We start from the raw sequence: 21,867 nt of genomic DNA on the forward strand, positions 1-21,867 counted from the left end.
ACTGCGGTGGGCAGCCGCCGTGAGAGCGAACCCACCGGTCACCTCGACCCAGCCTGGCCGGGCTGCGGTCGTAGATCAATGAAACAAGTAGCCGCCGTCCGTGCTCGTTGTCGCCGGTAGTGGTTCTGCGGCTGAGTGGATGGTTCAATGCTGGGCGATCAGCTCGTCGATTCGTCGCGCGCGGTGGGTGACTGCGGGGTTGTCGAGCGGGTAGTGCCGTGGTGGTCCGAGCCAGCGGCAGAGTTGACGTAGCCCTAGCAGGATTGCGCTGCGGCGAATGTCTTCTAGGTGGTCGGCGGGCAGGGTTTGTATCCCTGAGTAGCCGCGTAGTAGGGCGGGCAGTAGGGTGGCGGGGCTGCTTTCCTGGTCGTGCAGGTGGAAGTGGCCGAGGTCGAACAGTGGTTCGGTGCCACGGATCTCTCCGAAATCGATGAGGCCGGTGTAGCGGTCGCCGGCACAGAATATCGGCGTCAGGTCGAAGTCGCCGTGCGACAGCACTGCTGAGGTCAGCAGTCTGGTGCGCTCATGTTCGATGAGATCTTCGATGATGGTGAGGTCGGCCTGGTTGAACAGGAATGCCAATGGGCCAGGCCATGGATGCGGAAGGTAGGAAACTAGGAAGTTCTCGTATTGCGGATACTCGGCTTGTAGTGGCCAGCGGTGGTTGCGTCTGCGGACGAAACCGAATCCGTCGGCTGGTATCTGGTTGATGACGGCGAGGTCGGCGCCGGCTTGCTCGACGATCGACGCTGCCCGCGCCGGGTCAGCGATCTCCGCCGCCGAGACACCTGGGATTTCGGTGGTGATCATTGTTGAGCGGACGATGTCTGCGTTGAAGGGTTCGACGTGGACGATGTCGGCGACCTTCACGCCGAGGCTGCGGAGGCGTCGGTGCAGCTCGGCTTCGGTCTCGAGGTTTTCATCGGCTTCTTCGGCGATGCGCAGGTAGAAGACCTCTGAGCCTCGCCAGATCCGGTAGACCTGGGTTGAAACACCGTCCGGAGTGCGTTGGTAGCTCAACGGGACAGAGGCGCCGAAGACCCTGTGGAGGAGCGCGTTGATGGCGGCGTTGTCGATGTCGGCCTTCCGAGACAACCGCAGTCCTCCAACACACCGGGCAGAGTCATGAGGTGTCCACTTTACGGATGGCGGGGCCTCCCCTTACAGAACCGTGGCCGCACTCATTTGCCGCCGAGTTGGCGCGGTATCCCGGCTGATCTTGCGAGCGATCACGGCATGCTGTCCTTGGGCTGGTGGCCGAGCCGGGTTATCGCCGGTGTTCGGCATCGGAGGTTGCGCGAGCGCGGACCCGCTCGAGGCGCAGGAGCGCTACGGCGGATCGCGCGGCTGGCGCTGCTTCGGCCGAGTGCTGCGGCACCGTTGCGGAACCGAGGGTCTCGAGCCTAGCCTCGCCGTCATCGAAGAGGACCAGCTCAACCCCGCCCATACGTTCGAGACGTTCGTCGTCTCCGCAGCCAACCGTTTCGCACACGCCGCGGCTGTCGCCGTAGCCGAGTCACCGGCGGGGCCCTACAACCCGCTGTTCATCTACGGGGGTCCCGGGCTGGGCGAGACACACCTGCTGCAAGCAATCAGGCTGTACGCCGAGAAGGTCGACGACACGCGGATTGTCCGATACGTGGCAGCCCGGCACTTTATCGATGAGCTCCTCCTTTCGCCGCTGCAGGACGAGACCAAGGCCTTCCGGCGCCGCTACCGCGAGGTCGACATCTTGCTGATCGACGACATCCAGGTTTTGGCGGACAGCGAGCGAGCACAAGACGAGTTCTTCCACACCTTCAACGCCCTGCACGACGCCAACAAGCAGATCGTCATCAGTTCCAACCGCTCACCGCGGCAACTGTTCACTCTGGATGACCGCCTGCGGACCCGCTTCGAGTGGGGCCTGATTGCGGACATCCAACCACCGGACCAGGGCACCCTGGTCACACTGCGACGGAAGTGAGCCTCCCCGGACCCGATGTGCACGGATCTGCCGCAGAGACCGCGCACAAGCTCTTCGCAAGCCGCTACGAACCGTGAGCGTTCCCTCGGCCAGCAGCACTCAGCGCCTTAACAGCCCGGCCGGATGCCTGCGTGCGTGCGTGTTCAAGGTCGGCAGCGTTCATCCGCAGCAGCCACGGGTCGTTAGTGCCGTCGAGAGCGGCATGCGTAGAGGCTACGGAGTTCGACTGATTTAGGACCATGATTTCCGGGCGTCTCGGAGGCCGCTGACATCCCTCGCCTGGTTGGGGCGTTCAACTGCGTCGCAGCGTCGTCTTCTGCCGCGGATCGTGTGCGGCGCCCAGGGCAGCCGTCACCCTCGGCACGTGCCCGCGCTGCTCGGCGCACGGACATAGCCGATGAGCGGGCAGGTGATCATGCAGTGCCTCGTTAGTGGCCACTTTCCTCGGCCGTTGTCGTCCGCCCGGTCGTTGGCTGTTGGGCGTTCACCCGGAGTCGTGCTCGAAGCGGCACAGCCCTATCGCTCTTGTGTCTTGCGTCACATATGAAACAGGGCGGTGGAGTCAGCCCGTGCAGACACGGAAACCGCTGACGGTTGAAAGAGGAGCACCATGCGCGAGGAATTCCGCACGATCGAGTGGGCCGAGCCGCCGATCGGTGATCTCGTCGAAAAAGCGGTGGCCCATGGCCGCCGGATGCGCACCGTGAAGCGACTGCGGGCCGGCGGTGCCGGCCTGGCCGTGCTCATCGTGACCGGCTTGGCCGCGATCCCCATCGTTCGCGGCACCGGAGGACCGGGTTCGGAGACGCCCGCGGTCGTCGTCGCGGCAACCCCGTCCGCGGCGGCGAGCAGTTCTCCGCCCCCCGCCCTTCGGGTCAAGGCCACACCGGCCGGCATGCTCGAACTGCTGCTGCAGAACTTGCCTAAGGGCAAGACCAGCCATTACGCCGGCATCACGGAGGACGGCGACGTGTCGGTGCAGACCTTCCTCGACAGCGGTAACGGGCCCGGCATGATCCGGTTGCACGTGATGACGCGCAAGGAGTCGGACTTCAGCGGTCTCGGTACCTGGATCTCGCTCGGCAACGGGACGAAGTACATGACCAAGTCGGCTCCCGGCAACTGCTACCAGCACACCATCGTGTGGGTACATCACCCCGACAACACCCTCCTGCAGTTCGACCTGGCCAACTGCCCGGTCGTGGACGGCACGACGATCAAGCAGCCCCTGACCGCACGTGAGGCCGCGGAGGTGGGCGCAGACCCCCGGTGGGGTCTGAAGATCGACCCGGAGCTGAACACGAAGGGCGCCGCCGCCTTCCCGCATCTGTCGACGAAGTTCCCCAAGTGAGCGGCGCCGACGACGACTTCGCGGAGTATGCCCGGGCCTCCGCGAGCCAGCTGCGGCGTACCGCTTACCTGTTGTGCCGTGACTGGGACCTGGCCGCTGATCTGACCCAGACGACACTGGCCCGGATGTTCGTGCGCTGGCACCAGATCAGCCGGCGCGACAATCCCCACGCGTACGCCCGGCAGGTGCTCTCACGCGCCTTCCTGGACCACCATCGGGCCAAACGCTCGCACGAGGTGGTGACCGCCGAATTCAACGACGTGCCAGGAAGGCATGAGGACGCTGATCTGCGGCTTACGCTCATCGATGCGCTCGGCCGGCTACCACCGCGCGATCGGGCCATCGTGGTGCTGCGCTACTGGGAAGATCTCAGCGTCGAGGCGGTCGCCGAGATCCTCGGCCTGCCGGCCGGCACGGTGACCTCTCAGAGCGCCCGCTCACTGACCCGACTACGCCACCTGCTCGGCCGATCGGCCGAACCGACGTCTGGAAACTCGTTGTTCGGCTGAACCACATCGAGGCGAGTTCGGCACAACCGGGCCCGGCGGGCGAACGAGCTGGGCAGGATCGTGGGGCGAAATCCCATCAGGCCGTCATTCGTGAGCTCCGGCGGTACCTGGCACCGGCGCTGCCCGAGTTGTCAGAGGTTCCGGACCTGCGCCTGATCGACATGGTGATCTGGACGTCGCAGGACGACCGCATGCCACGACGTATCAAGCAAGGGCCGCGATGGATCGACAGGGAACCGAAGGCCCATGTCACCAAAGAAGACCTTGCACCCGAGCCGGTCTGACTCATGGCGTCCGCCGGTGAAGGTTGGAGCCAAGACGTTAACGCCTAGCTGCCTGGGCTGGCACAGAGTGATACGGCGGGCGGGCCGCTTCTTACTCAGTTGACCGTTTCTCGCATGCGCTGCTCGGCCATCGCGCTGCGTATCACCAGCAGGCGTAGTTCGAGTTCGTCGGACACTATCGCGGCCAGGTGCTCCAGGGCGGTCAACTGTTGTTGCGTCGCCTCGCGCGGCCGGTTGTCGATCACGTTGACCGTGCCCAGTCGGTAGCCGTCGTAAGTCCGGATCGGCGCTGCCGCGTAGAACCGCAGGCCCAGCTCGCCGCGGACGAGGGGGTGCTCGTGCGTCCGCGGGTCGGTGGCCGCGTTGTTGACCACATAGACGCCGTCCTGGGCGATGGCCGACGCACACAGACCGGGCTCCGGGCCCACCTCGCGGACGTCAGGCAGGCCGTAGGCAGCGGCCAGCCAAACGCGATGCTGCTCGACCAGCGACACCGTCGCGATCGGAGTGCCGAAAAGGGCGGCAGCGACGAATGCGATCCGTTCGTACGTGTCGTCGACCGGCTCATCCACCAATTGGTAGCGGCGCACCGCATCGAGCCGCGCCTGCTCCTCGGGGCCGTCCAGGTATTCGTAGGTACCGCTGCACCTCATGACATGTCTCCCCACCCAGATGATCACTCTCGGTCACATCGAGCCTAGTGAGCGTGCGCGGTGGCCGGCTATGCCCGCGCAAGGCACTTCGAAGTGGAACTGCCTGCGCGCCGCAAGCGTCGCACACCGTGTCCGACTCTCCGCGGCCCAGCGCGGCCGGCAGCGCGGCCTGCGGCTCCTCCACTGGCCCGCCATGCGATCAGAGGCTCAGCACAAGCAGCGCCGCGACGTCGGCTAGAGCGAAACACAGTCCGGATGCAGTCCAGCCGGCTTCGAGTCCCATGCGGCCGGCAGTAGATCGGTACACGTACGGTATCGGGCACTTGTCGGCGCCATCCAAGCAGTGGGAACTGCGGGAATGGCCAGCAGTTTCAGCTGCCAGTTCGTCGAGCGCTCGGTCGCCGACCGCTACGCGCGGGCCCAGAACTACGGGGTCGCGACAGCTGATCAGCCGGGCCGTCGACGGCGCCGGGGCTGGAGAATGACACCGAAGGCGCTGCCGGCCGGGAAGACTGGGGTGGCGGCCATGGCGACGCCGCGATCTGCGCTCCGGTCACCGGCAGCGTGGGCGAGATCTGGTCGAGCAAGCGCTGCGCCATGGTGGCGTCGATCTCGACGTCAGCGCTGATCCGGACATCGGCGGCGGTTGCCAGGTCCACGACGTCGTCGCCGGTGAACGCATCAGCTCCGAGAGTGCTCAGCCGTCGCGCGAACTCCTGCACATTGATCATCTGCAGCCTCATCCTCGGATTACCAATGATCCACCGTAACCCCTGCTTCGGTCGGGGGTTCCTGCGCCCACCGCCGGGGCCACTGCGGCCAACAGCGGTGCCAGCTGCTCGGCGGTCCCGTCTCTTCGGTGAGCTGATCGCACGCGAGGGGCCGGCAGAGCCGTCACACTCTGTGCAACCCATGCTGGCCCGCGACGCGCGGAAATGCCGATGACAATGCATCGGATATACCATTTCGCACTTTCCGGGGAACGCGCATGATCTTCTGCCACGCCGGCGTCGTCGGAAAAGGCGGGTGCACGGGCCGGGTCACGTACGACCAGCCTCGTTCCGCCGCCCAGGATCCGGGCGACGCGCCGACCCGGACGCCCGGTGGCGCCGGTAACCACGATCATGAAATCACCCTTGCTGTCGCCAGAACATCCGCGAACCGCGCCGGATCGAGGTCGAGGCCGCCCGGAACCCACGCGACGCCCGGCCCGGCCATCGAGGCCAGGATGTCGGACGGGGCCATCCCGGCCGACTGCATGAGGCGGATCTCGCGCGGGTTGATCGCCGGTGGCAGCGGCCCGTTGCCGAGGTCGGTGCCGTAGCGCACGCTTCCGCCGTACGAAAGAAATTGCCGCAAGTTGCCGACTGCGGTGACCGATTCCGGGGTTTTCGTCCCCCAGCCGTGGATGTCGAGCGTGCTGATCCACGTCATCCGGTCGGCGCAGGCGCGGACCAGGCCCTCGTCGAGTCGCGCTGTCCAGGGCGTGTGGGCGAGGAACTCGGCGCCGCAGTCGAGGGCCAGTTCGACGGTTCCGTCGCCCTCGGCGTGCACGACCACCGGCAACGCAAGCGCATGCGCGGAATCGGCAACAGCCGTCATCGTCTTGAGCGAAAGCAGCGGGCCGCCCGCATGCGCCGTCATCTTGATCAGCGTGGCCCCGGCGCGATGCGCCTCGCCGACCGCGTCCGCGGCCTCGTCGGGCGATGTGAGCGAACGCCAGCTTCCGGCCGGCGCCCACGCCCGGTCGCTCGGATAGCCGCCCGGCGCGTTGAGAAACGGCCCCGCGAAACGAATTTTCGGCAGTTTTCGGCCGCCCCCGGACCGCCCCCACCCCGTACTGGGTGGGGCCAGTAAATCACCCGCCCCCGACAACTTCCCGTCGTTGTCCACAGGGGCTGCCCGCCGGGCCAGGTCGGCGACCGTTTCCAGGACACCGCCCAGATCCCAGACCGCGCCGATGCCGCCCGCCCGCACCGTCGGCAGGTCGACCAGGGCCGAGTGCACATGATGGTCGGTGAGGCCGGGCAGCAGGGTCCCCGGCCGCCGGTCCACAGTGTCCGGAGCGGCCATCGGCACAACGTCGTCGCCGGACAGCCGCAGCCCCTGACCGGATTTCCACTCGCCGTCCCACCACAGCGACTCGGCCGCGAGAAGTTGCGTCACGACTGCTTGGCGAGCAGCTCGCGCAGGACCGACAGCCCCCGGTGCACCTCGCCGAAACTGGTGCTCAGCGGGGCCGGCCCGATCCGCAAGCCGTCCGGCTGCCGGTAGTCGGGGATCACCCCGCTCTCCCACAGCGGGTCGAGCAGATCGGCGAACCCGGGCCGCCGCAGCGTCACGTGGCCGCCCCGCCGAGCCGGGTCGCGCGGCGAGACCACCGAAACGCCGAGCGGGGCCAGCCACGCGTCGGCGAGTCGCAGAGCATATTCGGTCAGCAGCACCGACTTCGCGCGGACCGCCTCGATCCCGGCCGACGCCAGCATGTCGAGGTTGGCGTGCAGCGGCACCATCGCCAGGATCGCCGGGGTGCCGCTGAGCAGCGCCCGCGCCCCCTCGGCCGGCTGGTAGCCGGGGCCCATCTCGAACGACGCCCGGTGTCCCATCCAACCCCAGATCGGCTGCCGCAGCTCGGCGAGCAGCTCCCGGCGGGCGTACGCGAAGGCGGGCGCCCCCGGACCACCGTTGAGGTATTTGTAGGTGCAGCCGGCCGCCAGGTCGACGCCCCACGCGTCGAGCGAGATCGGCACCGACCCGGCCGAGTGGCACAGGTCCCACATCGCCAGGGCACCGGCCGAGTGCGCGACGCGGCTGATCTCGGCGACGTCGGCCATCCAGCCGGACCGGTAGGCGACGTGGCTGAACAGCACGAGCGCGGTGTCCTCGTCCACCGCCGAAGCCACCTGCGAAGCGTGGATGCCCTCGAGCGGGTCGGTCGAAATCCAGACCAGCTCGAGGTCGCGGTCGGCCGCGATGCCCTCGAGCACGTAGCGGTCGGTGGGGAAGTTGTCGGTGTCGAGCACGATCTTGCGGCGGCCCGGGCGGGCGGCGAGCGCGGCCCGGGCCAGCTTGTAGATCAGCACGGTCGTCGAGTCGCCGATCACGACCTGTCCCGGGGCGGCGCCGAGCGCGATCTGGCCGAGGCGGTCCCCGAGAACCAGAGGCCACTCCATCCAGCTGTCGGTCCAGCCGCGGATCAGCCGGCCCGCCCACTGGCGCTGGATGAACTGGTCCATCAGCGCGCCGGTCGCGGCCAGCGGGCGGCCGAGCGAGTTGCCGTCCAGATACGAGACGGCGTCGGCGTCGGCCGGGGTGATGAAGTCGTCGCGGTAGCGGGCCAGCGGGTCGGACGCGTCCAGGTCGGCGGCGCGTTCGAGGAGGTCGTCGCTCAACGGGGGACTCCGATCTCGGTGCGTACGGCGTACAGCTCGGGGAAGAACGTGAGGTCGAGGGCGGCCTTGAGGAAGTCGACGCCGCTGGAGCCACCGGTGCCGCGTTTGAAGCCGATCGTGCGTTCCACGGTCTTGAGGTGCCGGAACCGCCAGAGCTGGAAGTTCTCCTCCAGGTCGACCAGTTCCTCGCACGCCTCGTAGGCGCCCCAGAACTGCTCCGGGTCGGAGTAGATGCGCTTGAAGACCGGCACGAGGTCCTCGTTGAACGTGTACGGCAGGGTGACGTCGCGCTGCAGCAGCTCGACCGGCACGTCGTGGCCGTGCCGGGACAGATGGCGCAGGAACTCGTCGTAGACGCTGGGCGTTTCGAGGGCCTCGACGAGCAGCGAGCGGGCGTCCGGCTCGGCGTCGAAGATCGAGAGCATCCGGCGGTCCTTGTTGCCGAGCATGAACTCGACCGCCCGGTACTGGTAGGACTGGAAGCCGGACGAGGTGCCGAGGAAGCTGCGGAACTCGGCGTATTCGCTGGGCGTCAGCGTGGCCAGCACCGACCACTGCTCGGTCAGCGTGCGCTGGATGTGTTTGACCCGGGCCAGGCCCTTGAGCGCCGGCCGCAGCTCGTCCTTGGCCAGCTGGCGCTGCACCGCCCGCAGCTCGTGCAGCACCAGCTTGAGCCAGAGCTCCGAGGTCTGGTGCTGCAGGATGAACAGCAGCTCGTCGTGGTGTTCGGGGGTGCTCACGGGGTGCTGAGCGTGCAGGATCTCATCCAGGTGCAGGTAACGCCCGTACGAGAGGTTGACCTTGAAATCGCGGACGATGCCGTCCTCGAGAGGTCGCTGGTTCTCGGCCATCTCTGAAGGAGATCACACCAGGTCAGATGTTGGCGAGGCCGACCCAGCGCAGGCCGGAGTCGGGCTCGATCGCGGGCGGACGGGTCTGCGGATGCCAGGTGCGCAGCACGTAATCGTCGTCGTCGAGCGCGAACGCGCTGTATCGCGAGCGCATCAGAACCTCGGCGGAGGATGCCGGGGCGCCCTGGTGGACCGGGCCGCAGCACTCCGCGTACGGCAGACCGCGCCCGCAAGGGCAGAGAGCCTGTTTCGCCATGGTTCGTAGTCTCTCAGCCGGCCTGCTGTTCGACCACGATCCCGCTGATCACCTGCTGGCACCGGACCAGTTCGCTGATCAGGCCCTGCATCTCCTCGATCGCCTCCACCGCGTTCTGCGTGTCGGCCCGGATGCCGCCGACCTGGGTGCCGATCTCGCTGGTGGCGGTCGCGGTCTCGTTGGCCAGGTCCTTGACCTCGCTGGCCACTACGGCGAACCCGCGCCCGGCCTCCCCGGCCCGCGCGGCCTCGATGGTCGCGTTCAGCGCGAGCAGATTGGTCTGCTTGGCGATGGTGGCGATCAGTTGCACCACCTTGCCGATCTCGGTCCCCTTGGACTCCAGCCGCTGGATGACGGCGACCGCCATCTCGGCCGCCTTCACGGCGTTCCGGCAGGCGGTCGCCATGTCGCTGCTGACGTCGGCCAGCCGGTGCGCCGACTCCGGCGACTGCGCGGGCGCCGACCAGTCCTCCTGCTCGGCGGTGTCGGCCGCCCAGTCGTCACCCTGGTCCCACTCGCTCACTCCGCCACGATCCCATTCGGTGCCCGCCGTCGTCGGCGTTTCCCGCTATTCCGGCGGCGTCGCCCGGATGCCCGCGGCCAGTCCCCGCGCCCGGCTCGCCCTATTCCGGCGGCGTCGCCCGGATGCCCGCGGCCAGCCGCGCGCCCGGCTCGCCGAGGCGGGTGGCCAGGTCGATCAGCTCGGGGTGCGTGTCCGGCGGGATCGGGAAACGACGGCGGCTCCACCAGTTGTCGCCGAGGCCGTGAAGAAGGCGGTGGGCGGCGCTCAGCCCGCTGCGGGCCAGAGCCGGGTCGGCGTCGTGGGCCAGCAGTAGGGCGGCCCGCAGCTGCTCGTGCCGCGGGCGGGCCGCGGTCAGGCGGTAACCGGCACGGCGCACCTCCGGGCGCGGATCGGCGAGCAGCTGCCAGGGCAGCTCGGGCGGGGTGCGGCGGAACCGGAGAGCGTTTGCGGCCTCGCGGACGACCGCCGGAGCCGGGTCGCGAAGCAGGGGGAGGACGTCGTCCACCGGCATGCTGTCGAGTGCGGCCAGCGCGCGGATCGCCGCCGCCCGGAGTGGGGCGTCGGCCGAGGCGAGCAGGGGAGCGAGGAGGGCGGCGTCCGCGTAGACGCCGGTCTCTCCGAGACCGGCGATCGAACCCGGGCTCGGCGCGGTGGTCACGGTGACCCGGTAATGCGCGGCCGCATCGGTGGTGCGGCTTCTCGCGTACGCACGGACGAGTGCCGCCCCATCGTCGAGCGCCGCGGTCAGGTCGTCGTCGTGGCCGAGCTTGACGAGACCGATGAGCGCTTCGACGCGTACGCCCGCAAACCGTGACCGCGCCAGCGACCGCAACGTCTTCCGGTCGCCTCGGCGTACCGCCTCGGCGCGGGCGGCCCCGGCCGCCCAGCCGCGAATGATCGTGTCGCCGTCGTGCCCGGCCCGCCGAACCTGCTCGGCGTAGTCGACCCGGCCCTGCTCGCGGGCGATCTCGAAGCCGAGCCGCCGGGCGTAGGTCTCCCGGCTCGCCAGCAGCGCCGGGCCGAACCGGTCGAATTCCGCCCGCACCCGGTCACGGATGGTGTCGATCGCCCAGCCGCCACGATCCCGGCCGGCCACGTAGACGGCCATCGGCACCGCGGCGGCCAGGCGCTCGGGGGTGCCGATGCGGCGGCTCACGATCGTGCGAGCGGCGTCGCGCACCGGCTCGGCCCAGTCGGCGGTCCGCAGGACGAGGAAGGGCAGGTATTGGATCTCGAACCCGGCCTGCATGATGTTGACGGCGCGTTCCCGCGTGCCGAAGTAGCGCGCCCACGACGCCACCACGAGCACGATCGGCCCGCGTTCGCCGGCCGCGAACCGATCGACGAGCGCCGAGTGGGCCCCGGAGGCCGCAACGAAGTGCCCACGCAGCGGGCCTGACTCGTGAGAAACCCAGCGCTGGGCCCGCGTCCGGCCGTCCATCCTCGCGGTCAGCCGCACCCGCCGGCCGAGCGCCGTCACCGCGCCGAGGGCGTCCTTCTCGTCGACTTCGCCGAGCATGCCACCGAGCCGGTCAAGGGCCTCGTCGTCGAGCGGGCCGACCTGCTGAAGCGCATCCGCGAAGTTCACGACGCCATCGTGCCGGGCCGGGTCCGGCGGCCGCTCCTGCTTTTCCGGGCTGTGCGCCTTACCGAACCGAGGTTTGCGGCCGCATTCGGCGGGTGGTGCGTTATGGAACCGTGGTGTAAGCGGTGACGGATCCTGCGGCGACGGGGGTTGCGGAGAGTGGTTGCTTACTCGCATAAGTTCCGGTGCCGCGTGGCGCGGGTGGGCACTCCGCGCAACATCGTCGAAACAATGGTTGCGGGCTCTGCCGGGACTTATGACGGAGTCTGCAAGTCCGGTCACGGTTTGAAAGATCACCTGCAAACGCCTGTGCTGGTTTTGCAGTGCGCTGACGTAGGATTCCGCCGTGACCAAACGTCTAGCCGAGGTGGCTAAGAAGGCCGGGGTCAGCGAGGCGACCGTGAGCCGCGTGCTCAACGGGCGCAACGGTGTCTCCGAGGCCACCCGGGCGTCGGTGCTGACCGCGCTCGATGTCCTGGGTTATGAGCGGCCCACCAAACTGCGGGGCGAGCGGGGCCGGCTGGTCGGCCTCGTCCTGCCCGAACTGCAAAACCCGATCTTCCCCGCGCTGGCCGAGGTGGTCACCGCCTCGCTCGCGCAGCGTGGGTTCACCCCGCTGCTGGCCGCCCGCACGATCGGCGGCGTGCCCGAGCGCGACTACATCGAGATGCTGCTCGACCATCAGGTGTCGGGGGTGGTCTTCGCCGGCGGGTCGTACGCGCTGGCCGACGCCGAGCACGGGCACTACCGGGCGCTGACCGACCGTCGCATGCCGGTGGTCATGGTCAACGCGGGCGTCGACGACCTGGGGTTCCCGCACATCTCGACCGACGACGCGGTCGCGGTCGAGCAGGCGTACGGGCATCTGAAGTCGCTGGGGCACCAGCGCGTCGGCATGGTCATGGGTCCGGAGGACCATGTGCCGTCGCGGCGCAAGATAAACGCCCTGGCCCAGATCGCCGGGGTGCAGGGGGAGTCGTGGTTCGTCGAGCGCACGACGTTCTCGATGGAGAGTGCCCGGCTGGCCGCGGCGCGCCTGATCGAGAAGGGCGTGACCGGCATGATCTGCGCCAGTGACGTGATCGCGCTCGGGTCGATCCGGGCCGCCCGCCGGCTCGGCCTCGAGGTGCCGCGGGACATCTCGGTGGTCGGCTACGACGACTCGGCGCTGATGACCTGCACCGACCCGCCGTTGACGACCGTGCGGCAGCCGATCGAGATGATGGGCCAGGCGGCGGTCGACCTGCTCGTCAACCAGATCGAGGGCAGCGGTGTCGCGGCCGACGAGCTGCTGTTCGAGCCCGAGCTGGTGGTGCGCGGCTCGACGGGTCCCGCGTTGACCCGGGTCTAGCAGCACGAACGTACGGAAAGGGCGGGCCTGCGGGCCCGCCCTTTCTTCATGTCGAAGGCCGGTCCTGTGGACATCTGTCGGGCTTTCAGTCGCATCTTTTCAAAGCTCAGTCGAAACCTTGCCGAAATACGACGGCCTAGTTACAGTGACTCCACTCACGCAGGGCCTCGGCCAGACCCGGGATCACGCGGTGACGACAGCGCAGATCAGTGAAATTCATGGATAGCTTCGTTCGGCGAAGGGATGGACTGATGTCCGTACCGCATTACCGGAAGGCCATGGCGGCGGCCCTGGCGGCCGGCCTGGGTTTCAGCCTGGCGGCGTGCTCGACCAAGAGCAGCGATGACAGCGGTTCCAAGAGCGCCGGCGGCAAGGTGACCATCTCGGTCGACTGCCAGCCGGACGCCTCGCAGAAGGACCTGCAGAAGGACTGGAACGACGACGTCACCGCCTTCGAGGCGGCGAACCCCAACATCACGATCAAGAGCGTGAGTGTCGGCCAGCAGTGCGACAACCCGCCGGACTTCACGGCCCGCCTCACCGGCGGCACCGAGAGCGACGTCTTCTACGCGTACATGACCGACGTCCAGCAGGTGCTCGACTCCGGCCAGGCGATGGACATCAGCCAGTACGCGACCAAGGACAACATCCCGACCTGGGACGACATCGACCCGCAGGCCAAGGCGATCTTCCAGGACGGCGGTAAGCAGTACGCCATCCCGACGAAGAACTACTCGATGGGCCTGCTCTACAACAAGACGCTCTTCGCCAAGGCCGGTCTCGACGTCGCCAACCCGCCCAAGACGTGGGCCGACGTCCGCGCCGCGGCCAAGAAGATCGCCGCGCTGGGCGGCGGCGTCGCCGGCTACGGCGACTACAGCGCCGGCAACACCGGCGGCTGGCACTACACCGCCGAGCTGTACTCGCAGGGCGGCCAGATGCTCAGCGACGACAGCAAGAAGGCCGACTTCAACAACCCGATGGGCAAGCAGGTCCTGCAGAACCTGAAGGACATGCGCTTCACCGACAACAGCATGGGCACCCGCCAGCTGCTGCAGTGGCCCGACCTGCTGACCCTCGCCGCGTCGAACAAGGTCGGCATGCTGATCGGCGCGCCCGACGTCACCACCGCGATCGTCACCCAGTTCAAGGGCAAGTACCAGGACTGGGCGATGGGCCCGATGCCCGGCCAGGACGGCCCGGCCAAGGCCACCCTGGGCGGCGGTGAGGGTTACTTCTTCAAGAAGGGCCTCACGCCCGACCAGGTCAAGGCCGGCCTGAAGTGGCTCGCCTTCGAGAAGCTGACCCCAGGCAAGGGGCAGTTCGACTACCCCCGGGCCAAGCCGCAGAACCAGCCGGTCGGCCTGCCCGAGCCGCAGCTGTTCACCAACGGCAGCCCGTCGGCGACGCAGGAGCAGGCGGACCGCAAGGCCAACGCCAACCTGCCGGCCGAGAACTTCGCCCTCTTCGAGCAGAACCCGGTGCCGGTCAAGGTCGAGCCGAAGAACGCCCAGGCGATCTACGCGGTGCTCGACAGCGCGATGTCCAGCGTCCTGACCAAGCAGAACGCCAACGTCGACCAGCTGTTGTCGACCGCGGAGACCAAGGTCAACACGCTGATGGCCTCCGGTAGCTGACCGAGCCAGCAGATGCGGGGGCCGGAAGGCCCCCGCATCGAGGAGAAGGAGTCTCCCTTGGCGACCACCACCGTCCCGGACGCCACCAGGCGGCCGCGCCGGGCGTCCTCGCCCTATCTCGCGCGGGCCCGGAAGACGGGCGCCGGCCGCAAGTTCCAGGACAACGTCACCGGATACACGTTCCTGATCGGGGCGGTCTTCTGCTTCGCCCTCTTCTACTGGTACCCGATGATCCGCGGCGTCCTGATGAGCTTCCAGCACACGCGGCGCGGCGTGACCACCTGGGTGGGCTGGGACAACTACGTCCGCATCGTGCACGACCCGAGCTTCTGGACCGCGTGGAAGAACACGCTCTACTTCACGGTTCTGGCCCTGCTTCTCGGCTACGCGGTGCCGTTCTTCGTCGCGATCCTGCTCAACGAGCTGCGGCACGCCAAGGGTTACCTGCGGATCCTGGTCTACCTGCCGGTGATGCTCCCGCCGGCCTCGTCGCTGTTCCTCTTCAAGTACTACGCGTACGACCCGAGCAAGGCCGGTCTGTTCAACGCGATCCTGAGCGCCCTGCACCTGCCGACCTCGCAGTGGATGCAGTCGACGCAGGTCGCGGTCCCGGCCATGGTGATCGCCTCGACGTGGATGAACATGGGCAGCGCGGTCCTGATCTATCTGGCGTCCCTGCAGACCATCCCGGGCGAGCTCTACGAGGCGGCCGAACTGGACGGCGCCGGCATCTTCCGCCGGATCTGGAGCGTGACCGTCCCGCAGACCCGGCTGATCCTGGCGTTGCTCGCGATGCTGCAGATCGTCGCCACCATGCAGCTGTTCATCGAGCCGCTGATCCTGGCCAACGGCGCCGGCACCGAGGACTCGGCCACGTCCGTGGCCTACATGATCTACCAGCACGGGTTCTTCCAGAACGACCTCAACGGCGCCGCGGCGCTGGGCGTCATCATGCTGCTGGTCCTCGCCGCCTTCTCGGCCGTCTACGTGCGGCTGACCACGAAGGAGAACGCCTGATGGCCAAGACAACCGACTCCGGGAGCCGGACCCTCATCTCCGACGCTCAGATCGGCCGGGGCCGCGGCCGGGTCTTCTACTGGATCGTGCTCGTCGCGGTGGTGCTCGTCTTCACCCTCGTCTTCATCGGGCCGCTCTACTGGATGGTCACCGGCGCGCTCAAGTCGGGTCAGGAGATCGCGCGGACCCCGCCGACGCTGTTCCCGAAACATCCCGAGGCGTCGAACTACTCCGACGCGTGGAACAACCTCAACCTCGGCAAGTTGATGTTCAACACGTTCTACTACGCGGCCGGCGCGGTGATCTTCCAGCTCATCTTCGACACGGCGGCGGCGTACGCGCTGTCCAAGCTCCGCCCGATCTTCGGCAACGTGGTCCTGGGGCTGATGCTCGCGACGCTGATGATCCCGGCGATGGTGCTGATCGTCCCGCAGTACGTGACCGCGATCGACCTGCCGGTCGTGCACCTCAGCCTGCTCGACTCGCCGTGGGCGATCTGGCTGCCGCTGATCGCCAACGCGTTCAACATCTTCCTGCTCAAGCGGTTCTTCGACTCGATCCCCGAGGACCTGATGGCGGCGGCCATGGTGGACGGCGCGTCGCCGCTGCGGACGCTCTGGTCGATCATCCTGCCGATGTCGCGGCCGATCCTCGGCGTGGTCTCGATCTTCGGGGTGACCGCGGTCTGGAAGGACTTCCTCTGGCCGAAGCTGGTGATGCCGTCGACGGAGACGCAGACCCTCAGCGTCGGCATCTACGCGTTCTCCGGCGGCTCCCCGATGAACGTGGTCGTCGCCGCCTCGGTCATCGCCGCGATCCCGACCGTGGTCATCTTCCTGATCTTCCAGCGCAACATCATGGCCGGCCTGACCACCGGCAGCCTCAAGGGCTAGCCCTTTCTCAAAGATCGCCGGGCCGAACGCCCGGCCGATGAAGGGCGCCCGAAATCAACGAAATATACGCAGAAAGCAGGTGCTTGTGTCCACAACAGACGGTGGTCCGTGGTGGCGTAGCGCGGTTATCTACCAGGTGTACCCGCGAAGCTTCGCCGACGGGAACGGCGACGGCGTCGGGGACATCGGCGGCATCCGCGCGCACCTGGGACATCTGCGCGACCTCGGCGTCGACGCGATCTGGATGAGCCCGTGGTACCCGTCGCCGATGGCCGACGCCGGCTACGACGTGGCCGACTTCCGCGACATCGACCCGGTCTTCGGCAGCCTGACCGAAGCCGAGACGCTGATCGAGGAGGCGCACGCGGCCGGCATCCGCATGATCGTCGACATCGTGCCCAACCACATCTCGAGCGAGCACCCCTGGTTCAAGGCCGCCCTGGCCGACCCGGACGCGCCCGAGCGGGAGCTGTTCTGGTTCCGGCCCGGGCGGGGCGAGAACGGCGACGAGATGCCGACGGACTGGCGAGGGGAGTTCGACGGCACGACCTGGACGCGTACGGCGGACGGGCAGTGGTATCTGCACCTGTTCGCCCCGGAGCAGCCCGACCTCAACTGGGACCACCCCAAGGTGCGGGAGGAGTTCGAGAGCATCCTGCGGTTCTGGTTCGACCGCGGAGTCGACGGCATCCGCATCGACTCGGCCGCGCTGTTGCTCAAGGACCCGTCACTGCCCGAGGTCATGGCGGACACCCCGCATCCGTTCCACGATCTCGACGGGGTCCACGACGTCTATCGCGCCTGGCGCCGCGTTTCCGACTCGTACGACGGGGACCGCGCCCTCATCGGCGAGGTCTGGATGCCGGAGGTCGAGCGGTTCGCCAACTACCTCCGCCCCGACGAACTGCACGCCGCGTTCAACTTCGACCTCCTCGGCTGCGCCTGGGATCCGGTGCTGATGCGGGAGAGCATCGACCGTACGCTCCACGCCCACGCCGCGGTCGGCGCACCCGCCACCTGGGTTCTGTCCAATCACGACGTGACCCGGCACGTCACCCGCTACGGCCGGGAAGACACCACCTTCAGCTTCGACAACAACCTCGACGGCACGCCGGTCGACCTCGAACTCGGCACCCGCCGGGCCCGCGCGGCCGCCCTGCTGTCGCTCTCCCTGCCCGGCGCCACCTACATCTACCAGGGCGATGAGCTCGGGCTCTGGGAAAACGAGGCGATCCCTGAAGATCAGCGTCAGGACCCGATGTGGGCCCGGCGTGGGCACGGTCGCGAAGGCTGCCGCGTGCCGCTGCCCTGGTCAGGCGACGAGTCGCCGTTCGGGTTCAGCACCGTCACGCCGTGGCTGCCCCAGCCCGCGGACTGGAAGGGGCTGACCGCCCAGGCCCAGAGCGGTGACCCGAGTTCGATGCTCTCGTTGTATCGGTCCGCGATCGCGCTGCGCCGAGCCGAGCCGGGCCTGCACGAACCGGCGATGGCGTGGATCGACCTGCATCCGGAGGTTCTCGCCTACTGCCGCGGCGCGGCGTTCGCCTGCGTCGTCAACATGTCCGGAGCGTCGGTCGCGCTGCCGGACCACGAGTCCCTTCTGCTCGCCAGTGGCCCTCTCGACGGTGACCGCATCCCCCCGGACACCGCCGTTTGGCTGCGCATGCGCTGAGTCCTGCCGGCGCCGCCCTCCACCGGGCGGCGCCGGGCAGCGCGGTCAAGGCGATCAGGAGGCAGGGGTTCACTCACCAGAAAGGTGCGCTCCCGCCATGCACAAACTCAGAAGACGACTTCTCGCCGCGGCTGCCGCGGTCGGGGTCGTTTCCGCCCTCATCTCCGCTCCCACGATGGCGATGGCCGCCGGTCCCAACCTGGCCGCCGGCAAGACCTTTACCGCCAGCAGCTTCACCGACGTCTACCCGGCCGGCAACGCGGGTGACGGCAACGCCAACTCCTATTGGGAGAGCCAGAACAACGCCTTCCCGCAGTGGCTCCAGGTCGACCTGGGCTCCTCGGTCGCGATCAACCAGCTGGTCCTCAAGCTGCCGCCGGCCACCTCGTGGGCGACCCGCACCGAGACACTGTCCGTGCAGGGCAGCACCAACAACTCGGCCTTCAGCAACCTGGTGGCGAGCGCCGGATACACGTTCAACCCGGCCACCGGCAACACCGCGACGATCAACCTGAGCGGGCAGGCGACGACCCGATACGTACGCCTGAACTTCACCGGAAACACCGGCTGGTCGGCCGGCCAGCTCTCCGAGATGGAGGTGTACGGTCCGGCCAGCGGTGACACCACCGCCCCGTCGGCGCCGTCCAACCTGGCCTACACCCAGCCGGCGTCCGGGCAGATCCGGTTGTCCTGGAACGCCTCGACCGACAACGTGGGCGTCACCGGCTACGACATCTATGCCAACGGCAGCCTGCTGACCACGGTCGGCAATGTCCTCACTTTCACGGACATGCGGGCGGACAGCGCCACGGTTTCCTATTTCGTGCGCGCCCACGACGCGGCCGGCAACCAGTCCGGCAACAGCAACACGGTGACCCGCACCGGCGCGAGCGGTGACAGCCAGGCGCCGACCACGCCGGGGACGCTGTCGTACACCCAGCCGGCCGGCGGCCAGATCAAGCTGTCGTGGGGTGCGTCGACCGACAACGTCGGCGTGACCGGCTACAACGTGTACGCCAACGGGACGCTGAAGACGACGGTCAACGCCCTGACGTACACCGACAGCCAGCCGGACAGCGCGACCGTCTCCTACTACGTCAAGGCGCGGGACGCGGCGGGCAACGAAAGCTCGGCCAGCAACACGGTCACCCGCACCGGCACGGTCAGCAACGGGACCAACCTCGCGCTGGGCAAGCCGATCGAGGCGACCTCGTCGGTGTTCACGTTCGTGGCCACCAACGCCAACGACAACGACACGGCCACGTACTGGGAGGGCTCGGCCTACCCGGCCAACCTGACCGTGCACCTGGGCGCCAACGCGTCGCTCAGCTCGGTCGTGGTCAAGCTGAACCCGGACAGCTCCTGGGGCACCCGGCAGCAGACGTTCTCGGTCCAGGGCCGGGAGCAGAGCTCGACGACCTTCACCACGCTGGTCGGCTCGGCCGCGTACACCTTCAACCCGGCCACCGGCAACACGGTGACCGTCCCGGTCAGCGCGACCACCGCGGACCTGCGCCTGTCCTTCACCGCCAACAGCGGTGCGCCGAGCGGGCAGGTGGCGGAGATCCAGGCGATCGGCACGCCGGCACCCAACCCCGACCTGACGGTCAGCGGCATGTCGTTCTCCCCGGCCTCGCCGGTCGAGACCGACGCGGTCACCCTTTCGGCGACCGTACGCAACGCGGGTACGGCCGGTAGCCCGGCTTCCAACGTCAACTTCTACCTGGGTACGACCAAGGCCGGCACCGCCGCTGTTCCGGCTCTCGCGGCCGGCGCGTCGACGACCGTCTCGGCCAACGTCGGTGCCGTTTCCGCCGGGACCTACCCGGTCAAAGCGGTCGTCGACGAGGCCAACACCGTCATCGAGACCAACGACGCCAACAACTCCTACACCAACCCGGCCAACCTCGTGGTCGCGCCGGTGGCCAGCTCCGACCTGGTCGCCTCGGCGGTCTCCTGGTCGCCCGGCAACCCGTCGGCCGGCAACACGGTCACCTTCACCGCGACGCTGAAGAACCAGGGCACCATCGCCTCGGGCAGTGGTTCCCACGGCGTGACGGTGACGATCCTCAACGGGTCGACGGTGGTGAAGACGCTGACCGGGTCGTACACCGGGACGCTGGCCGCCGGAGCCTCCTCGCCGTCGATCAACCTCGGCACGTGGACCGCGGCCAACGGCAAGTACACCGTGCACACGGTCGTCGCCGTCGACCCGAACGAGCTGTCGGTCAAGCAGGCCAACAACACCAGCGACAAGCCGTTCTTCGTCGGGCGGGGCGCCAACATGCCATACGACGCCTACGAGGCCGAGGACGGACAGACCGGCGGCGGCGCGGCGGTCGTCGGCCCCAACCGTACGGTCGGCGACCTGGCCGGTGAGGCCTCCGGCCGCAAGGCCGTCACGCTGAACTCGACCGGTGCCTTCGTCCAGTGGACGACGCGCGCGTCGACCAACACGCTGGTCGCCCGGTTCTCGATCCCGGACGGCACCACCAGCTCGATCAACGTCTACGTCAACGGCACCCTCAACACGACGCTGCCGCTCGACTCCAAGTACGCCTGGCTCTACGGCGACGAGACGGCGCCGCAGAACTCGGGCAGCGGCCCGCGGCACATCTACGACGAGGCCAACATCATGCTGAACGGCACGGTGCCGGCCGGATCGACGATCAAGCTGCAGAAGGACGGCGGCAACCCGGGCAACATCGCGATCGACTTCATCAACACCGAGCAGGTCGCGCCGGTCGCCAACCCGGACGCCTCGAAGTACGTGGTTCCGGCCGGCACCGACCAGCAGTCGGTGCAGAACGCCCTCGACGCGGCCCGGCAGGACACCACCAAGACGGGCGTCTACCTCCCGGCCGGCACCTACGCCATCCAGGGCAAGCTCAACGTCTACGGCCGTGCTCTTTCTATTGTGGGCGCGGGACCGTGGTACACCCGGTTCCTCACCCCGCAGACCCAGAACAACTCGGACGCCGGCTTCTCCGTCCAGACCGGCGGCGACGGATCGTCGTTCAACGGCTTCTCGTTCTTCGGCAACTACAACATCCGCCAGGACGGCCCGGGCAAGGTCTTCGACCTGCACGGCGTCCACAACATCACGGTCAACAACATCTGGACCGAGCACGTCATGTGCCTGGTCTGGGGCACGAACGTCGACAACTCGACGTTCACCAACGACCGGATCCGCGACACCTTCGCGGACGGCATCAACCTCACCAACAACAGCACCGGCAACCTGATCGACAACGACGACGCGCGGGCGACCGGCGACGACAGCTTCGCGTTGTTCTCGGCGATCGACCAGGCGAGCGGTGACGAGACCGGCAACACGCTGTCCAACCTGTCGGCCACGCTGACCTGGCGGGCCGCCGGCATCGCCGTCTACGGCGGCTACAACAACACCTTCAAGAACCTGTACGTCGCCGACCAGCTGGTCTACGCCGGCATCACGATCAGCTCGCTCGACTTCGGCATCCCGATGAACGGCTTCGGCGCCAGCCCGCCGACGACGTTCGACAACATCTCGCTCGTCCGGTCCGGCGGCCACTTCTGGGGCGGGCAGACCTTCCCGGCGATCTGGCTGTTCTCCGCGTCCAAGGTCTTCCAGGGCATCCGGGTATCGAACGTCGACATCGTCGACCCGACCTACTCCGGGATCATGTTCCAGACCAACTACGTGGGCAACGCGCCGCAGAACCCGATCACCGACACGGTGTTCACCAACATCACGATCAGCGGTGCGCAGAAGAGCGGTGACCAGTTCGACGCCAAGTCCGGCTTCGGCATCTGGGCCAACCCGCTGCCCGAGTCCGGCCAGGGCCCGGCGGTCGGCTCGGCGACCTTCACCAACCTGCAGTTCAGCAACAACGCGGTCGACATCAACAACCCGACCACGACCTTCACCATCAACCGGAACTGATC

General features: G+C 68.0%; 17 protein-coding genes and 1 pseudogene. 9 read left to right on the forward strand and 9 right to left on the reverse strand.

Annotation, left to right across the window (positions count from 1 at the left end):
* Positions 1–144: 144 nt before the first annotated feature.
* Positions 145–1,095 carry an aminoglycoside phosphotransferase family protein gene (locus tag AB0M88_RS05475; RefSeq protein ID WP_364095762.1) on the reverse strand — a complete coding sequence of 317 codons (951 nt, stop codon included), beginning with the start codon at positions 1,093–1,095 and terminating at the stop codon, positions 145–147.
* A gap of 331 nt (positions 1,096–1,426) precedes the next feature.
* On the opposite strand from AB0M88_RS05475, the pseudogene AB0M88_RS05480 reads away from it, so the two are divergent.
* The 3 genes and pseudogenes from AB0M88_RS05480 to AB0M88_RS05490 all read left to right on the forward strand — a co-directional run.
* Positions 1,427–1,963: pseudogene (locus AB0M88_RS05480) on the forward strand (DnaA/Hda family protein); the annotation flags it as partial.
* A gap of 613 nt (positions 1,964–2,576) precedes the next feature.
* Positions 2,577–3,317 carry a hypothetical protein gene (locus AB0M88_RS05485; RefSeq protein ID WP_364095765.1) on the forward strand — a complete coding sequence of 247 codons (741 nt, stop codon included), beginning with the start codon at positions 2,577–2,579 and terminating at the stop codon, positions 3,315–3,317.
* Positions 3,314–3,826 carry a SigE family RNA polymerase sigma factor gene (locus AB0M88_RS05490; protein ID WP_364095768.1) on the forward strand — a complete coding sequence of 171 codons (513 nt, stop codon included), beginning with the start codon at positions 3,314–3,316 and terminating at the stop codon, positions 3,824–3,826. Before AB0M88_RS05485 ends, AB0M88_RS05490 begins: the two co-directional genes overlap by 4 nt.
* Positions 3,827–4,205: 379 nt before the next feature.
* Here the strand turns inward: AB0M88_RS05490 and AB0M88_RS05495 are convergent, their stop codons facing one another.
* The 8 genes from AB0M88_RS05495 to AB0M88_RS05530 form a co-directional block, all read right to left on the reverse strand.
* Positions 4,206–4,790 carry a GAF domain-containing protein gene (locus tag AB0M88_RS05495; protein WP_364095771.1) on the reverse strand — a complete coding sequence of 195 codons (585 nt, stop codon included), beginning with the start codon at positions 4,788–4,790 and terminating at the stop codon, positions 4,206–4,208.
* A gap of 344 nt (positions 4,791–5,134) precedes the next feature.
* The gene (locus AB0M88_RS05500; RefSeq protein WP_364095774.1) at positions 5,135–5,494 is read right to left on the reverse strand and encodes a hypothetical protein; all 360 of its coding nucleotides are present in this window, start codon (positions 5,492–5,494) and stop codon (positions 5,135–5,137) included.
* A 391-nt stretch (positions 5,495–5,885) separates the two neighbouring features.
* Complete coding sequence (locus tag AB0M88_RS05505; protein ID WP_364095777.1) at positions 5,886–6,929, reverse strand: amidohydrolase; 1,044 nt, start codon at positions 6,927–6,929, stop codon at positions 5,886–5,888.
* Positions 6,926–8,155, reverse strand: coding sequence for a kynureninase (gene kynU / locus AB0M88_RS05510; protein WP_364095780.1), 1,230 nt, complete (start codon positions 8,153–8,155; stop codon positions 6,926–6,928). Before kynU ends, AB0M88_RS05505 begins: the two co-directional genes overlap by 4 nt.
* Positions 8,152–9,006, reverse strand: a complete 855-nt coding sequence (locus AB0M88_RS05515; RefSeq protein ID WP_364095783.1) for a tryptophan 2,3-dioxygenase family protein — start codon at positions 9,004–9,006, stop codon at positions 8,152–8,154. Before AB0M88_RS05515 ends, kynU begins: the two co-directional genes overlap by 4 nt.
* Before the next feature lie 22 nt (positions 9,007–9,028).
* Positions 9,029–9,262, reverse strand: coding sequence for a YchJ family metal-binding protein (locus tag AB0M88_RS05520; RefSeq protein ID WP_364095786.1), 234 nt, complete (start codon positions 9,260–9,262; stop codon positions 9,029–9,031).
* Between the two features lie 13 nt (positions 9,263–9,275).
* Positions 9,276–9,785: a methyl-accepting chemotaxis protein gene (locus AB0M88_RS05525; RefSeq protein WP_364095789.1), complete on the reverse strand. Its 510-nt coding sequence runs from the start codon at positions 9,783–9,785 to the stop codon at positions 9,276–9,278.
* A 100-nt stretch (positions 9,786–9,885) separates the two neighbouring features.
* A complete protein-coding gene (locus AB0M88_RS05530; protein WP_364095792.1) occupies positions 9,886–11,373 on the reverse strand; it encodes a HEAT repeat domain-containing protein in 1,488 nt (495 codons plus the stop codon).
* Positions 11,374–11,716: 343 nt separating this feature from the next.
* On the opposite strand from AB0M88_RS05530, the gene AB0M88_RS05535 reads away from it, so the two are divergent.
* From AB0M88_RS05535 to AB0M88_RS05560, 6 genes are all read left to right on the forward strand, one after another.
* Positions 11,717–12,721 carry a LacI family DNA-binding transcriptional regulator gene (locus tag AB0M88_RS05535; RefSeq protein ID WP_364095795.1) on the forward strand — a complete coding sequence of 335 codons (1,005 nt, stop codon included), beginning with the start codon at positions 11,717–11,719 and terminating at the stop codon, positions 12,719–12,721.
* 251 nt (positions 12,722–12,972) lie between these two features.
* Positions 12,973–14,358, forward strand: coding sequence for an extracellular solute-binding protein (locus tag AB0M88_RS05540; RefSeq protein ID WP_364095798.1), 1,386 nt, complete (start codon positions 12,973–12,975; stop codon positions 14,356–14,358).
* 57 nt (positions 14,359–14,415) lie between these two features.
* Positions 14,416–15,375 carry a sugar ABC transporter permease gene (locus tag AB0M88_RS05545; RefSeq protein WP_364095801.1) on the forward strand — a complete coding sequence of 320 codons (960 nt, stop codon included), beginning with the start codon at positions 14,416–14,418 and terminating at the stop codon, positions 15,373–15,375.
* On the forward strand, positions 15,375–16,268 hold the full coding sequence (locus AB0M88_RS05550) for a carbohydrate ABC transporter permease (RefSeq protein WP_364095804.1): 894 nt from the start codon (positions 15,375–15,377) through the stop codon (positions 16,266–16,268). The genes AB0M88_RS05545 and AB0M88_RS05550 overlap by 1 nt, the downstream gene beginning before the upstream one ends.
* A gap of 37 nt (positions 16,269–16,305) precedes the next feature.
* Complete coding sequence (locus AB0M88_RS05555; RefSeq protein ID WP_364095807.1) at positions 16,306–17,940, forward strand: glycoside hydrolase family 13 protein; 1,635 nt, start codon at positions 16,306–16,308, stop codon at positions 17,938–17,940.
* Positions 17,941–18,037: 97 nt separating this feature from the next.
* Positions 18,038–21,865, forward strand: a complete 3,828-nt coding sequence (locus tag AB0M88_RS05560; protein WP_364095810.1) for a discoidin domain-containing protein — start codon at positions 18,038–18,040, stop codon at positions 21,863–21,865.
* The last annotated feature ends 2 nt before the right edge of the window (positions 21,866–21,867 follow it).

Source organism: Actinoplanes sp. NPDC051411 (assembly GCF_040682075.1).
GTDB lineage: Bacteria > Actinomycetota > Actinomycetes > Mycobacteriales > Micromonosporaceae > Actinoplanes.